This window comes from Clostridium sp. UMB9555A, assembly GCF_030222355.1.
GTDB lineage: Bacteria > Bacillota > Clostridia > Clostridiales > Clostridiaceae > Sarcina > Sarcina perfringens.
In genome coordinates this window covers 743,142-757,743 of sequence record NZ_JASORQ010000002.1, presented here as the reverse complement: position 1 = coordinate 757,743, position 14,602 = coordinate 743,142, and the positions used below count along the sequence as shown (strand labels likewise).

Sequence of the window (14,602 nt, the reverse complement as noted above, 5' to 3'; positions counted from 1 at the left end):
TTAATAAATTAATTTTTTATAAAAAGTAATATGAATTTTTATGGGATTTTTGGTATATTGTGTATAATATAAGTAGGTTTTATTTTTAAGTAATAATATTTTAAAAATTTATAGTTAACCTATATGGAATAGCTGTGGTATTAAAAAATAAATTTAAATAGGGTAAAGGAGAGGGTTAAAAAATATAGTTTAATAAATTAGAGCTAAAGATGAGAAATAAATAGGGTTAATTGGAATTAGGATATGGAATTTATGAGGGGTAATAAGAAAAAGGGTACTCTTTTAAGTAATCTTAAGTATATTATGGGATATGCTTGGAGTCAGGACAAGGTTTTGTTTGCGCAGTGTGGTGTTTATACTATTTTGGCATCTATTTCACCTTTTATAGGAATTTTTTTACCAAAATTTTTGATTGATGAACTATTAGGACAGAGAAGAGTAGAAATAATCTTAATGACTTTAGTTGGATTTTTTCTTTTATCTTCAGTTATGAACTACTCTATAGCTTGGCTTAGATGTGTATATAGTCCTAGGGTTACTAAAATTAGATGTGACTATATGACCATGATAAGTGAGAAAATAATGAAAATGGATTTTAAAAATACTGAAGATCCTGAGGTTCTAAATAAAATAAAAAGTGTTATGAATGCAGTTATGAGTAACAATACAGGAGTTGAAGGAGTATATCACACAATTTTAGGGCTCTTTGGAAAGTTAACTGCCTTTGTGGGATATATATCTATAGTATTATTTTTAAGTCCATGGATTTTATTATTTTTAATAATAAATGTTTTAATAAGCTATGCTTTAACTATGAGGGTTAAAAAGTATGAGTATAGCCAAAAAGAAAAGGCTGCTGATAAGGATAGAAGAACTTTCTATGTCTTTGATACAATGTATGATTTTGCCTATGGTAAAGACATAAGAATATATGACTTAAAAAATATACTTATTGATAAATTTAAGAAATTTAGGGGAGAGAGAATAGATATATCTAGGGATGTCCAAGGAAAACAATTAAATGTTAAGATTGTTGATGTAGTACTTCTTGTAATAAGAGAATGTGTAGTTTATGGGTATTTAATATATGATGTGCTTTTTAGAGGAATGGGTATAGGTAATTTCACAATGTATTTTTCAACAATAAATGGTTTTGGAGATTGGATGAAAGGTATATTAGATGATTTAGCCCATATTAAGGCTCAAAATATGTATTTAGATGATATGAGAGAGTTCTTAGAAATAAAGAGTGAGGATAAAGAAAAAACTAGGGATATACCTATTGATAGCTCTTATGAAATAGAATTTAAAAATGTATCATTTAAATATCCAAAAACAGATAAATATATTTATAAAAATCTTTCATTAAAGATTAAAAAGGGGCAAAGACTTGCTATTGTTGGAATTAATGGAGCAGGTAAAACAACCTTTGTTAAGCTTTTATGTAGACTTTATGAGCCAACAAGTGGGGAGATTTTGATAAATGGGATAAATATACAAAGCTTTTCTAAGGAAGAGTATTATAAAATCTTATCAGTAGTATTCCAAGATATTAAAACCTTTGCATTTACTGTGGCAGAAAATGTTTCTCTAGAGAATTTAGAAGATGTTGATAGGGAAAAAGTTTTACAATGCATAGAAAAGGCTGGAGTAGGAGATAAAATAAATTCTCTTCAAAAGGGAATAGATACCTCGCTTTTAAAAATTTTAGATGGAGAAGGGGTTGAATTATCAGGAGGAGAAAATCAAAAGTTAGCCCTAGCTAGAGCCTTATATAAGAATGGAAAAATAGTAATATTAGATGAACCAACCTCAGCTTTAGACGCTGTAGCTGAATATAATATTTATAAGGGATTTGATGAGCTAATTGGAGATAAAACAGCAATTTATATATCTCATAGATTAGCAAGTACAAAGTTCTGTGATGTTATAGCCTTCTTTGAAAATGGTGAAATTGTTGAGTATGGAACTCATGAGGAATTATTAAAGAAAAATGGCAAGTATAGTGATATGTTTAATATACAAGCACAATATTATAAAGAAGAAAGTGGGGCTTTAGCATAATGGAGAATAAAGAAAAGTACACAAGTGATTTATATATAATAAAGCATTTCTTAAAATTAGCTCATGGAATATCAAAGACCTATATACCAACATTATTCTTTTCATCTTTATTTGCAGCAGCAGTTCCTTTCTTAAATATAATAATGCCAAAGTATATTATAGATGAACTTTTAGGAGCTAGAAGAATAAAGGTTCTTATTATGTTAGTTTTATTAACTGTAATAGGTAATGGAGTATTAAACTTAATAAATAGAGTTTTAGAGAAAAAATGTAATATTAAAAATGAAGAGGTAGTAGCGGGTTTTGATTTGCTTATAGGAAAGAAAGTTATGGACTTGGATTTTGAAAATATTGAAGATCCAGAGATTTTAAACTTAAAGGAAAGAGCTTTATTTCCCATAAGAAATCAAGGAGCTATTTGGCAGCTTACCTACAATATATCTAAGGGATTAACAGAGATATTTAAAGTAATTGGATTAATAGGTCTTATTTTAACCCTAGATTGGATTATTATAGCCCTAATAATTTTAATTGTTCTCTTAAGTTCATTTATGTATAAGAAATCTCAAAGGTTACAGCATAAATTTTTTGATTCCTTAATTCCACTAAATAGGGAGTTTGGATATTATATTAATACAATAAATGATTTTTCAGCAGGTAAAGATATAAGACTTTATAATGTAGCCCCTTTATTTGTAAAGAAATTAGATCAGTTTAATATAAATAGCACCAATGCATTTATTAAGATATTTAGTAAAGTAGGTAAGTATGAAGGATTCAATGAAATAGTATTACAATTACAAATGGTTATAGTTTATGGATATATAACTTATAGAGTTTTAATAAATAGTATAGGAATTGGTGACTTTATTATGTACACTAATGCTGCAATAAATTTTAGTAACTCCATATCTAATCTTTTTAGAAGTTATGTAATGGTAAGACAAATGTGTAGATATCTTCAGGCTTTTATGGAATTTGAAAATATAGAATCTAAACACACTAAAGAAGGTAAGAAGATTGGAAATTTAGAAAAGGTTAATATTGAATTTAAAAATGTATCCTTTAAATATCCAAGAAGTAAAGAATTCACCTTAAAAAATGTTTCAATAAAAATAAATGAGGGTGAAAAGTTATCAGTAGTTGGATTAAATGGTGCTGGAAAAACCACTTTTATAAAGCTTTTAGCAAGGCTTTATGATCCAACAGAGGGTGAAATTCTATTAAATGGAGTTAATATAAATGAATATGATTATGATGAATATATGAAACTTCTATCAGTAGTATTTCAAGATTTTAAACTAATGTCCTTTTCAATTAAGGAAAATATAGCTTTAAATGATTTTAATAAGGTTAAGGATGAGGAAATAGAAGAGGTTCTAATAAAGAGTGGCTTTGGAAAAGACTTAGAAAAGTTACCAAAGGGAATAAATACTCCTGTATATAAAAACTTTGATGAAGGTGGAATAGAGTTTTCTGGGGGACAAGCACAGAAATTAGCCATAGCTAGGGCAGTTTATAAGGATGCACCAATAGTAATCCTTGATGAGCCAACGGCAGCTTTAGATCCAAAAGCTGAGTATGAAATATATAGTAAGTTTAATGAACTTATAGGTAAAAAGACAACAATATATATTTCTCACAGATTATCTAGTTGTAGATTTTGTGACAACATAGCAGTATTTAAAAAAGGAAAACTTATTCAATATGGAACTCATGATGAACTTGTAAAAGATAAAGGTAATGAGTATGAAACTATGTATAGTGCTCAAGCACAATATTATATTTAATATTTATATTTAGAAGACAAAAAGATAGAGTTTAATCACTTTCTTAGGTAGATAGAAGAAAAAAGCTTTTATTAAATACTTAGGAAGGTGATTTTTTATATTACAATAGATTCTTTCTTAAACTTTGCTTAATTCTTAGGTTTTAAATTGACTTAATAAGACTAGTTATGATATTTTAAGGAAAAGTTAACAGAAATTGAATGGGGGATGGATTAATGGAAAAAAAGCTAAGCAATAAAGCTATTAAGTCATGGATTTTAGGGAGAACAATAGGATTAATTGTATTAGTGGTTATTTACTTAGGAATTATATTTGTTTTACCTAAGATGGATATTCAATGGGCTGATTATATTTTGAATAATCACATGAGAATAGTTAATATTTTAAGCTTTATAATTATAGGGATAACAGTTTTAAGTGCTTATATTGAGCCTTTTTTTGAATACAAACAGTGGAGTTACAGAATAGATGAGGAAGAGATATTCTTCACTGAGGGAGTTTTTTTCAAAAGAAGTGTAACTATTCCTATAGTTAGAATTCAGAATATAAATTTAAGTGAAGGGCCAGTAAATAGAAAGTTTAATTTGGCAGATGTAAAGATAGGAACTGCTGGGGGAAGTTATAAGATTCCTAATCTTGATAAAGAGGAAGTTGAAAAGATTAGAGAATTTTTAAGAGTTAAGATTAATGAAAATGTTAGAGAGGAGCTTTAGGCATAATTATGAATGAAAAATTAGATAATAAAGAAATAAATCAATGTAATTATGAAAAAGAGAGCCTTAATAACAGTGAAATAAAAAATAGTGTAAGAAGTTTACTTTATAATATAGTTAAAGAAATAATAAGTGATTTTGGATTAGGTATTATATTTGTAGTATTTTTAAAACAATGGGTTTACATAGTCATAATAGGTGTAGTACTTTTGGCAATTATAGTTTCAATCCTTAAGTGGAAGAAGGAGTATATGCTTTTAAAAGGAGATGAAGCTCATTATCATAAGGGGATTTTTTCTAAAAATACTACAATAATTCCAAAGAAGAGCTTTAAATCTATGGATATTTCACAAAACTTAATAGAGAGGATTTTAGGATATAAGATTGTAAAAATTGAAAGTCCCTCTAGAGAGGTTGGAGAAGAAGATATTAAAATGAGCTTAAGTGATGAAGATATAGCTTTGCTTAAGAGTTTTGCTTTTGGAACTAATAAAGAATTTAATAAAGAACTTAATAACGAAGTAAGTGAAGGCTTTGACTTGAAGGAGAATATATTTAGGGAAAGTTTTGTAGATTCTGAATTTGAAAAGTTAAAAGAGGACTATGAGAGTAATTTAAATAATAGGAAAAATATAAATGAGAGTGAAAAGGTACATACAAATAATAGTAAAAAAGTAAATATTAAAGAAAAGAAAATAAGCAATAAAGATTTAATTTTATATGGATTTACAAGCTTTAATTTATTTATAGCTATTATTTTTATATTTAATGCTTGGGGTAAGATTGAAAAGTTTATAAATTCAGAGTATGTGGATAGTGTTATAAATGGGTATATTGCAAATGAGACCTCTAAAATAGGGATTATATTTGCAATAGTTGGATTATTCTTAGCTTTAATTATATTAAAAGCCATAGCTACAGTATATTATTTTGTGAAATATTATAATTTTACCCTTTTAAAAGAAGGAGAAAATATAAAAATAAAATATGGATTCTTTAGCACAAAGGAATTTTCTTTTAAGGAAAATAGCATAAAGCTTATAAAATTAAAATCAAATCCTTTAAGACAACTTTTAAGAAGATATGAAATAAATGTAGTTATAAAAGGCTATTCTGGAGAGGGAAAAGAGCAGATAATAATGTATCCCATAGGAAATTCTAAAGAAGTTCAAAATATAATAAGAGAATTTATACCTCAGTGGAGCATAGAAAATGAGGGAGAAGGAATAAGACATGGAAAGATATTTATGATTATAAAACCAGTTTTAATTGTGTTTATTATATCTTTAGTAGCCTATTTAATATTACAAATAAAATGGGTATGGCTTATTAATATAATTAGTTTTATAATAATTCCTTCATCAATTTTAAAAGGAAGAAATATAAATCTTAAGGTTGATGAAAATAAAGTTCGTGCAGTAACAGGAGGATTCTTTAGAACAATACATATTCTTAAGGGGAAGGACATACAAGCTGTAGGCTTTAATACAAATCCCATACAAGAAAAAAATAATATAGGTAAAATAGTAATTGATTATTATAGTGAAAATTCAGAGGAAATAAATTTACCTTATATGAATAAGAAGTATGTAGAAGTATTATTAAATAGTTCTAAAGGAATTATTCATAGAAGATAATAAAAAATGTAACTACAAAATAAGTAAATACCACTATAGGTAATGCTTCATAATCAAGTAAGACAAGTTCATTTATATTCAATAAATAAGGAAACAACAGTTTATATAATGCGTCAGAGATAACAATTCCTAGTAATCCTTTTTCTAAAAATTCCATAAAAGGAGAAATAAAAAGGTTGTATAAGTTAATTTAACTTTGCAACTTTTTTTAGTTTTTTTAAAATTGGAGATTTAAAAATGAAATAAAAACTATAAATATATTTTGAGGATTATCCCTAAGTTCAAAATATATAACATTGACAATTATCGATATATAATTATAATGAAATATAGTTATAAAAAGTTTTAGTATTAGGAAGTGAAGAAATATGGAGGATAAGTTTGAAATAAATTCAAGGGTTTTTAAAGCTTTAGGAGATTCGAATAGATTGAAAATAATAGATTTGTTATCAAGTGGAGAAAAGTGTGCTTGTGAAATATTGAAGTTTTTCGATATATCTCAATCCACCTTATCACATCACATGAAGATTTTAAGTGAATGTGGACTTGTTAAATGTAGAAAAGAAGGAACTTGGAATCATTATAGTTTAAATTTAAATAATGCAAATAAATCTATATTATTTTTTATGGAAATAATAACATGCTTAGATTAGTATGAATTATTTAGGAAATATGATAAATGGTGAAATTTAGTTTAAGTTAATTAGAATTGAAATGTTTAAAAAGATATTAGTTTATTATGAAAAATAGTTTAGTAAAAGGGGAAGAAATATGAAGAAAGTAGCTTTTATATGTGTACATAATTCTTGTAGATCACAAATGGCAGAAGCCTTTGGAAAAATACTAGGATTAAATGTTTTTGAAAGTTATTCCGCAGGTACTGAGGAAAGAGATAAAATAAATCAAGATGCTGTTAGAATAATGAAAGAAATTGGAGTAGATATGGAATTAACTCAAAGACCAAAATTATTAAGAGAAATTCCAGAGGTAGATATAGTTATAACTATGGGATGTAATGTTTCTTGTCCAACCTTACCATGCAAGCATAGGGAAGATTGGGGCTTAGAGGATCCAAGTGGAAAGAGTGATAAAGAGTTTATATACACAAGAGATAAAATAAAAGAAAAGGTAGAGGATTTAGTAAGTCGTATAAAAAATGGGCAAATTTAAATAGGAGAAAGGGTAAATGAAGAAAATAGATTTAACCAAGGGTAAGGTACTAAGTGTACTTACCACCCTAGCTCTTCCTATTATGGGAAGTTCATTCCTTCAGTTTGCTTATGGACTTATAGATATGTTTTGGGTTGGAGGGCTTGGAAGTAGTGCAGTGGCTAGCATTGGATCTTCAAGCTTCTTTTTAGGACTAGGATATTCTATAAATGCCTTAGTGGTTACGGGAACTGGAATTAAGGTTTCTCATGAAGTAGGGAGAAAAAATGAAATAGAGACAGAGGATTATATAAGAAATGGTCTTATAATGAATTTTGTTATAGGGCTAATATATGCATTAGTATTAGTGTTTTTTGGAAAAGGATTCATAGGATTTTTAAATTTAAATGATCCCTTAGTTGAAAGAGATTCTTATATATATTTAGCTGTAAGTGCCCCAGTATTATTCTTTAGCTTTTTTAATTATCTTTTTACTAGAATATTAGCTAGCTTTGGTAATAATAAATTAGCTTTAAAAATAAGTGCTACAGGTATAATTTTAAATATGATATTAGATCCAATATTAATATATATCTTTAAACTTGGTGTTTTTGGAGCTGCAGTGGCAACCTTACTTGCCAATATACTTATGTTTTTTATGTATATATATTATGGAAAAGGAATATTTAAAATAGATTTAAAAAAGAAAGTAAACTATGAAAAAGTAAGAGAAATAGCAAGATTAGGATTTCCTATGGCATCTCAAAGGGTACTTTTTACCTTAGTGAATATTATATTAGCTAGAATTATAGCTAGTTTTGGAGCAGATGCTATAGCAGCTCAGAAAATAGGTCTTCAAATAGAATCTGTAAGCTTTATGGTAATTGGAGGATTAAATGGGGCTATAGCAGGATTTACAGGACAAAATTATGGAGCAAAGAAACTAAATAGAGTAAATGAAGGGTATAAGAAAGCCTTGTTTTTAGGAGCTATCTATTCAATACTTGTTTCAGCCTTATTTATTTGTATTCCAGGATTATTAGTAGGATTATTTGTTAAGGATGAGGCTACAATAATAATTGGAAGCAGTTATTTAAGAGTACTTGGAATAGTTCAGATATTTAGTAGTTTTGAGATGATATCAAATGGAGTATTCTCAGGATTAGGACTTCCTAAAATACCATCAGCTATAAGTATAATCTTTACTATGTTAAGAATTCCTATGGCCTTAGTTTTAGTAAAGTTTTTGGGCATAAATGGAGTTTGGTGGAGCATTGCAATATCAAACATATTAAAAGGAAGCACATCTTGTATAATTTATAGATTAAAAATTTATAGAAACTATATTGTGTAATTAATAGTATTTTTCATTATAACTGTATTATGGAACTTAAATTAAAAAGTGCTTTAATACAGTTTTTTTTATATAATAAATTAAAGACAATAAAATCGTAATACTAAAATTTTATCTGTTAAGGATATTATAAAATTAATTATAATGGAAGGAATGGTTATTATGAAGAGAATTCTTATAATTGAAGACACAGATACCATAAGGGAAGAGCTTACAAAACTTCTTACTAGATATGGATATGAAGTTCTAGCTCCAACAGATTTTGAAAATATATTAGAGTATGTTAAAGAAAATAATTCAGATTTAATCCTATTAGATATAAACTTACCTTATTTTGATGGATATCATATTTGTAGAGAAATAAGAAAAGATTCTAATGTACCTATAATAATAGTTACAAGTAGAGATAGTGATATGGATGAAATTATGAGTATGAATTTAGGAGCTGATGATTTTATAACAAAGCCTTATAATACTCAAGTTTTATTAGCTAGAATAGCCTCATTACTTAGAAGAACCTATTCTTTATCAGAGCAAGAAGTTTTAACATATGGTGATTTAAAGCTTAATTTATCTAATGGAACAATTTCTTGCAGAGGAAAAGAGGAAGAGTTAACTAAAAATGAACTTAAGATATTATCACATCTTTTAAAAAATAAAGGAAATGTTGTTTCAAGGGAAGATCTTATGGATTATATGTGGAACTCTGATATTTTTGTAGATGATAATACTCTTTCAGTAAATGTAACTAGACTTAGAAAAAAATTAGAAGAGGTTGGAGTAAAAGGAGCTATAGAAACTAGAAGAGGATTAGGGTATATTATGCCATGAAACTAAGGGATTACTTTGAGGATAAAATATTCTTTTTAATTGTAAACTGTATAATTTTTGCTACTATAGCAGTTTTATTGTTCATAGGCAATATTGGTTCAGGAATAATATTCTTAATAGGATGCTTTTGGTTTATTCCTCTTTTTACATATATAATTTTAGATTTTTACAAGAGTAAAAAATTTTATGATAACATAAGTGGTATTTTAGATAATTTAGATAAAAAGTATTTATTACCTGAGTTAATAGAAGAGCCCAATTTCTATCATGGTAAATTTTTATATGAGGTTTTAAAAGAAACTGACAAAGATATGCATGAGCATGTTAAAAAATATATACTGGAGCAAAAAGAATATAGAGAATATATAGAAACATGGGTTCATGAGATAAAAACTCCAATAGCTTCCACTAGGCTTATTTTAGAAAATAATGAGAGTGAGTCTAGTGAAAATATCAAAAAGGAAATAAAGAAAATTGAAGAATATATAGATCAAGCTTTATATTATGCTAGAAGTACAGATGTTAGCAAAGATTATATTGTAAAAGAATTTTCCTTAGGGAAAAGTGTAAGAAATGTAATTAAGAAAAATTCTAGGGATTTCATAAACAAAAGAATAGCTATAGACTTAGAAGATTTAGATTACAAGGTTTATAGTGATGAAAAATGGGTTGAATTTATAATAAATCAAGTTATAAATAATGCAATAAAATATAGTTCTAAAAATAGTAGAGTTAAAATATTTGCAAATAAATCTAAAAATAGCATAACTCTTAAAATAAAAGATAGTGGTGTTGGAATACCTAATAAAGATTTAGGTAGAGTTTTTGAAAAAGGCTTTACTGGAGAAAATGGAAGAAGATTTACCAAGTCTACAGGTATGGGGTTATACCTATGCAAAAATCTTTGTGATAAGTTAGGCTTAGGCTTAAAAATAACTTCAGAAGAAAATGAGGGAACAGAAGTTAGCATAATTTTCCCAATAGGAGATGCTATAATAGCGAATTAATGAAATAAATTTGAATTTAAAAATACAATTAGTTTAAATAATGAAAACTAATTGTATTTTTAGATTAACTATATGATATTTAGTGTTGTTAAACCTAAAAATAAAGAGTCAGAAATACTATAAATAAAATATAATATTTAGATATTAGAAACTTAGATATTTTTAAGAGTTTAGTAAAAGTAATTGAGTAAGATAATAGCATTATAATAATTAATGGATGTATTATAAACTTTAAAATTAAAGAACATATGAGAATTTAGTTAATGGAGGTCTAGTGATTAAAATGAATAATGAACATTATGAGAAATTTCTAAAAATATTAAAGAAAACTAAGGGAATTCATAATTCATTAAATGAGATATTAAAATATGATTTTATTTATAATTCTAATAAAATAGAAGGAAGTACATTTACAAAAGAAGCTTTACAAATGCTTATGGAAAAAAATATAGTTACAGGAACTCATACATTAGATGATGTACAGGAAACTGTTAATTCATTTTATACATTTGATTTAGTTATTGATAGTTTAGATAAACCTTTAACTTTAGAAATGCTAAAAGAGTGGCATGCTAGTTTAATGTATAAAACTAGATTATATGATTTAGGATTAGCAGGAGTTTTAAAAAAATATGCTAATAAAATATTAGGAGCTAATTTTGAAACTGCGAATCCTTGGGAAGTTGAAGATAAACTTAATGTTTTAATAAATGGATTTAATAATTTAAAAGAAGCAACTTTAGAAGAAATAGCAAAATTTCATTTGGTATTTGAAAGAATACATCCATTTCAAAATGGAAATGGGAGAATTGGTAGATTTATATTCTTAAAACAATTGCTTGATAATAGATTACCACTTAAATATATGAATGGCGAAAGTTCAACTGAATATAAAAAAGCTTTAGGTGAATCTACAAATGATAATGTAAGACCATTAATCGAATATTTGAATAAACAAAAAGATTTTATTGAAGATAATAGGAATATGTTTTAATAAATCAAGAATTATTTATACCGTACTATTCAAAAATGTAAAAGTAATAATTGGAGTTGCAGAGTTATATGATAGGTATGAGCCTTCTCCTGACTAAAGCAGAATTAGGTACGTAAAAATGGTGAAAGACTTCCATTACGCAAAATAGAAGGAAACTATGCTTTATGTACTTAATTTGCAGGAGAAGGCTATAAGACAGAATGGTTTACATAGAAAATATTTTTAATTTATTTTGAAAGTATATTTTTTATTATTTAAGATTAATCAAAAACATATTTATAAGAAACTGAGAACAATACAATTAGTAATATAGATTTGAATAATCCTATTAACAAATTTCCTTCAAATAACGAATTTATCGAACTAACGAACATTATTCCTATTGCAAAGAAAACTCCAGCAATCATTTTTTTAGACATATAAATTACCTCTTTTGAACAACTAATTTATATCTACACATACCTGAATCTTGTAAATTAGTTGCTGATTCTACTCTAAATAATAATTTATCATAAGAATTCATTTTATATACAGCATTTTGAACTTCACCTTTAAATTTACCTATAGATTTATATGCAACGAATGATGTTACTAATATGATATTGCCACCCCAACTTCCGTATTTAGTAATGAAATTCTTTGCATTTCTATACCTAGAACTTTTAGAGATGCTTGCTACTAAAGTTGAACCACCTATTGTAAATCCTAAATTATCTATCATACCAGTTACTTTATCATAGGCACTTATTATTTGAATAGCTTCAGACTTTGAAACTGATTTTTGAACATATGTATTATAATCGCTTGAAAAGCTCCTGCCTAATGAATTTTTCTCTTCTACTAATGCATTTTGTTTAAATAATTCCAACTGTTCTTTATCTAAATAAATTTCTTCATCCAAAAGAACAATTTCATCTTGGTACTTACCTTCATTTTTTAAATCATTTGCATAAACATTTTTATCAATGGGTAACGTAAATAAAGCACCTGATAAAATAGAAATAGATAAACTTAAAGCGATTAATTTTCTTTTCATAAATATTCCCCCTTAAACATATATGTTTTAAATAGATTATATAGCAATGTTACAAACGTTTTTAATAGGGTGTGCATAACTGGTCATTTTTTATGTTAAACTGGGTCAATTAAAAATTTTTTATTCTTTTTCTTTCAATATATTTATATTGATTTAAACTTATAATAGTATTGAAGTTAGTATTTATGTAATTTTTTTGCTATTCATAATATCCCCAAAAATTAAATGCTTTTTGTATATTTATAAACTTAAATAATAGATTATTATAACCAGTTATGCATAAATTTTGACCAGTTATGCAAATTGTATTGAAAATTTCATATATTAAATTAATATTAAATTAGTATTAACTTAATGTTAACTTAATGTTAATTTTCAGAGGGGGATGTATATGTTTAAGAAAAAGTTATCATTATTGATGGCTACCATTACCATTGGTAGCGTTCTATTAGGAGGAGCTTCAACAGTAAGTGCTGCTCCAAGACAAAAGCATAAAACTGTATCAGAGAAAATTAAAGAGGCCGAAAAGACTGAAGGTGATAAAAAACTAACGGTTATGGTATATGCTGATTGTGATAATAACCTAGAAGAGTACATACTTAATGATATTGAAGAAATGAAAGAGGGTTATAAAAATAATCCTAATCTAAATATTATAGTATTAGTTGATAGAATTCCTGGTTATTCTAATGATTCAAAAGTGTTAGGTTCTAATTTTGAAGACACAAGACTTTATAAAATAGGTGAAAATTCTGCTGAAAGAATTAGTGGGAAAAGTGAATTTCCAGAGATAACTACTACAAGTAATTATGAAGCTAACATGGGAGATGCAAATACTTTAAAAAAATTCGTTAAATTTTGTAAAAAGAACTATGAAGCTGATAAGTATATGTTAATCATGTCTAACCATGGTGGTGGGGCTAAGGATGATAAAGATAGAGCTAGTACTGTAAATAAGGCAATATGCTGGGATGATAGTAACAACAAAGATTGTCTTTATACTGGAGAAATTTCAGATGTTTTAACTAAGGATGAATCTGTTGATGTTTTAGTATTTGATGCTTGTTTAATGGGAACTTCAGAGGTAGCTTATCAATATAGACCTAATAATGGAAGTTTTGAAGCTAAAACACTTGTAGCATCAGCACCCGTTGTTTGGGGAAATGGATATCCATATGACAAAATATTTTCTCGTTTAAGATCTACTAAAGGTGACAATGGAGAAGTTGATTCTACTTTAGGAGGAAAAGAAAAAATATTTGATCCATCACTTGTTACAAATAATGAACTTGGTGCCTTGTTTGTAGAAGAGCAGCGTGATTCTGTAAATAGCTATGGAGTAACTAGTCAACAACTAAGTTGCTACGATCTTTCAAAAATTGAAAAAGTTAAAAAATCAGTTGATGCTTTAGCTAGAAATTTAAGTAAAAATAATAAAAAAGATGCTATTGAAAGCTTAAGAGGTACAGGAAAAAATGCACCAGTAATGCATTATTTTAAGGCACATGATGAATATGAATGGATTGAATATCCATATTTTGATTTATATGATTTATGTGAAAAAATTAGCTTAAGTGATGAATTTAATGAAACTACTAAAAAATTATCAAAGAATGTTATGAAAAATGTTGACCAATTAATTTTATATTCATTTGGAGGAAAAGAGTTTAAAAATTTCAAAGAAGGTAAAAATGGTATAAGTATTTTCCTTCCTGATGGTAATAGAGATTATTATGATCCATATTCAGGACAAGCAATACCACATTGGGCTATTCAAAGATGGTACAATCCTTTAGACACTAATGCTTATAGATTAAGAAGTGGTTATGGAAAACTAGCATGGTGTAAAGATGGATTAGATCCAAAAATAAATAAAGTTGGTAACTGGTTTGAACTTTTAGATTCTTGGTTCGATAAAGATAATACTTCACTTGGTGGATATAATAGATATAGATATTAAAAGATGATTTCTTAAGATTATATAAAAGAAATTAAGTTAAGAAATAACTCTACTTAAACCTTATAAG

12 protein-coding genes are annotated in these 14,602 nt (G+C 26.7%); 11 read left to right on the top strand and 1 reads right to left on the bottom strand.

What is annotated here, in order from left to right; translation table 11 throughout:
* The first annotated feature begins 252 nt into the window (after positions 1–252).
* From QP548_RS08780 to QP548_RS08735, 10 genes are all read left to right on the top strand, one after another.
* Complete coding sequence (locus tag QP548_RS08780) at positions 253–2,064, top strand: ABC transporter ATP-binding protein (RefSeq protein ID WP_061426830.1); 1,812 nt, start codon at positions 253–255, stop codon at positions 2,062–2,064.
* On the top strand, positions 2,064–3,854 hold the full coding sequence (locus QP548_RS08775; RefSeq protein WP_061426832.1) for an ABC transporter ATP-binding protein: 1,791 nt from the start codon (positions 2,064–2,066) through the stop codon (positions 3,852–3,854). Before QP548_RS08780 ends, QP548_RS08775 begins: the two co-directional genes overlap by 1 nt.
* 215 nt (positions 3,855–4,069) lie before the next feature.
* Positions 4,070–4,567 carry a PH domain-containing protein gene (locus QP548_RS08770; protein WP_061426834.1) on the top strand — a complete coding sequence of 166 codons (498 nt, stop codon included), beginning with the start codon at positions 4,070–4,072 and terminating at the stop codon, positions 4,565–4,567.
* Between the two features lie 8 nt (positions 4,568–4,575).
* Complete coding sequence (locus QP548_RS08765) at positions 4,576–6,204, top strand: PH domain-containing protein (RefSeq protein ID WP_061426840.1); 1,629 nt, start codon at positions 4,576–4,578, stop codon at positions 6,202–6,204.
* 368 nt (positions 6,205–6,572) lie between these two features.
* A complete protein-coding gene (locus QP548_RS08760) occupies positions 6,573–6,857 on the top strand; it encodes an ArsR/SmtB family transcription factor (protein WP_003449190.1) in 285 nt (94 codons plus the stop codon).
* Positions 6,858–6,975: 118 nt separating this feature from the next.
* A complete protein-coding gene (locus QP548_RS08755; RefSeq protein WP_003477179.1) occupies positions 6,976–7,374 on the top strand; it encodes an arsenate reductase ArsC in 399 nt (132 codons plus the stop codon).
* 16 nt (positions 7,375–7,390) lie between these two features.
* The gene (locus tag QP548_RS08750; RefSeq protein WP_061426841.1) at positions 7,391–8,707 is read left to right on the top strand and encodes an MATE family efflux transporter; all 1,317 of its coding nucleotides are present in this window, start codon (positions 7,391–7,393) and stop codon (positions 8,705–8,707) included.
* 162 nt (positions 8,708–8,869) lie between these two features.
* Positions 8,870–9,538, top strand: coding sequence for a response regulator transcription factor (locus QP548_RS08745; protein ID WP_003449171.1), 669 nt, complete (start codon positions 8,870–8,872; stop codon positions 9,536–9,538).
* Entirely contained in the window at positions 9,535–10,545 is a 1,011-nt protein-coding gene (locus tag QP548_RS08740) for a sensor histidine kinase (RefSeq protein WP_061426843.1), read from the top strand. The genes QP548_RS08745 and QP548_RS08740 overlap by 4 nt, the downstream gene beginning before the upstream one ends.
* A 283-nt stretch (positions 10,546–10,828) precedes the next feature.
* Positions 10,829–11,539, top strand: a complete 711-nt coding sequence (locus tag QP548_RS08735) for a Fic family protein (RefSeq protein WP_061426846.1) — start codon at positions 10,829–10,831, stop codon at positions 11,537–11,539.
* Positions 11,540–11,963: 424 nt separating this feature from the next.
* On the opposite strand, the gene QP548_RS08730 is transcribed toward QP548_RS08735, so the two are convergent.
* Positions 11,964–12,575: a hypothetical protein gene (locus QP548_RS08730; protein WP_061426848.1), complete on the bottom strand. Its 612-nt coding sequence runs from the start codon at positions 12,573–12,575 to the stop codon at positions 11,964–11,966.
* A gap of 391 nt (positions 12,576–12,966) precedes the next feature.
* Here QP548_RS08730 and cloSI point away from each other — a divergent pair, with 391 nt between their 5' ends.
* Positions 12,967–14,535 carry a clostripain gene (gene cloSI, locus QP548_RS08725; RefSeq protein WP_061426849.1) on the top strand — a complete coding sequence of 523 codons (1,569 nt, stop codon included), beginning with the start codon at positions 12,967–12,969 and terminating at the stop codon, positions 14,533–14,535.
* Positions 14,536–14,602: the final 67 nt, after the last annotated feature.

Coding starts and splice junctions, on each gene's coding strand:
- QP548_RS08735 (WP_061426846.1), top strand. CDS start 10,829: ATGAATAATGAACATTATGAGAAATTTCTAAAAATATTAAAGAAAACT.
- QP548_RS08760 (WP_003449190.1), top strand. CDS start 6,573: ATGGAGGATAAGTTTGAAATAAATTCAAGGGTTTTTAAAGCTTTAGGA.
- QP548_RS08750 (WP_061426841.1), top strand. CDS start 7,391: ATGAAGAAAATAGATTTAACCAAGGGTAAGGTACTAAGTGTACTTACC.
- QP548_RS08730 (WP_061426848.1), bottom strand. CDS start 12,575: ATGAAAAGAAAATTAATCGCTTTAAGTTTATCTATTTCTATTTTATCA.
- QP548_RS08770 (WP_061426834.1), top strand. CDS start 4,070: ATGGAAAAAAAGCTAAGCAATAAAGCTATTAAGTCATGGATTTTAGGG.
- QP548_RS08765 (WP_061426840.1), top strand. CDS start 4,576: ATGAATGAAAAATTAGATAATAAAGAAATAAATCAATGTAATTATGAA.
- cloSI (WP_061426849.1), top strand. CDS start 12,967: ATGTTTAAGAAAAAGTTATCATTATTGATGGCTACCATTACCATTGGT.
- QP548_RS08755 (WP_003477179.1), top strand. CDS start 6,976: ATGAAGAAAGTAGCTTTTATATGTGTACATAATTCTTGTAGATCACAA.
- QP548_RS08745 (WP_003449171.1), top strand. CDS start 8,870: ATGAAGAGAATTCTTATAATTGAAGACACAGATACCATAAGGGAAGAG.
- QP548_RS08740 (WP_061426843.1), top strand. CDS start 9,535: ATGAAACTAAGGGATTACTTTGAGGATAAAATATTCTTTTTAATTGTA.
- QP548_RS08780 (WP_061426830.1), top strand. CDS start 253: ATGAGGGGTAATAAGAAAAAGGGTACTCTTTTAAGTAATCTTAAGTAT.
- QP548_RS08775 (WP_061426832.1), top strand. CDS start 2,064: ATGGAGAATAAAGAAAAGTACACAAGTGATTTATATATAATAAAGCAT.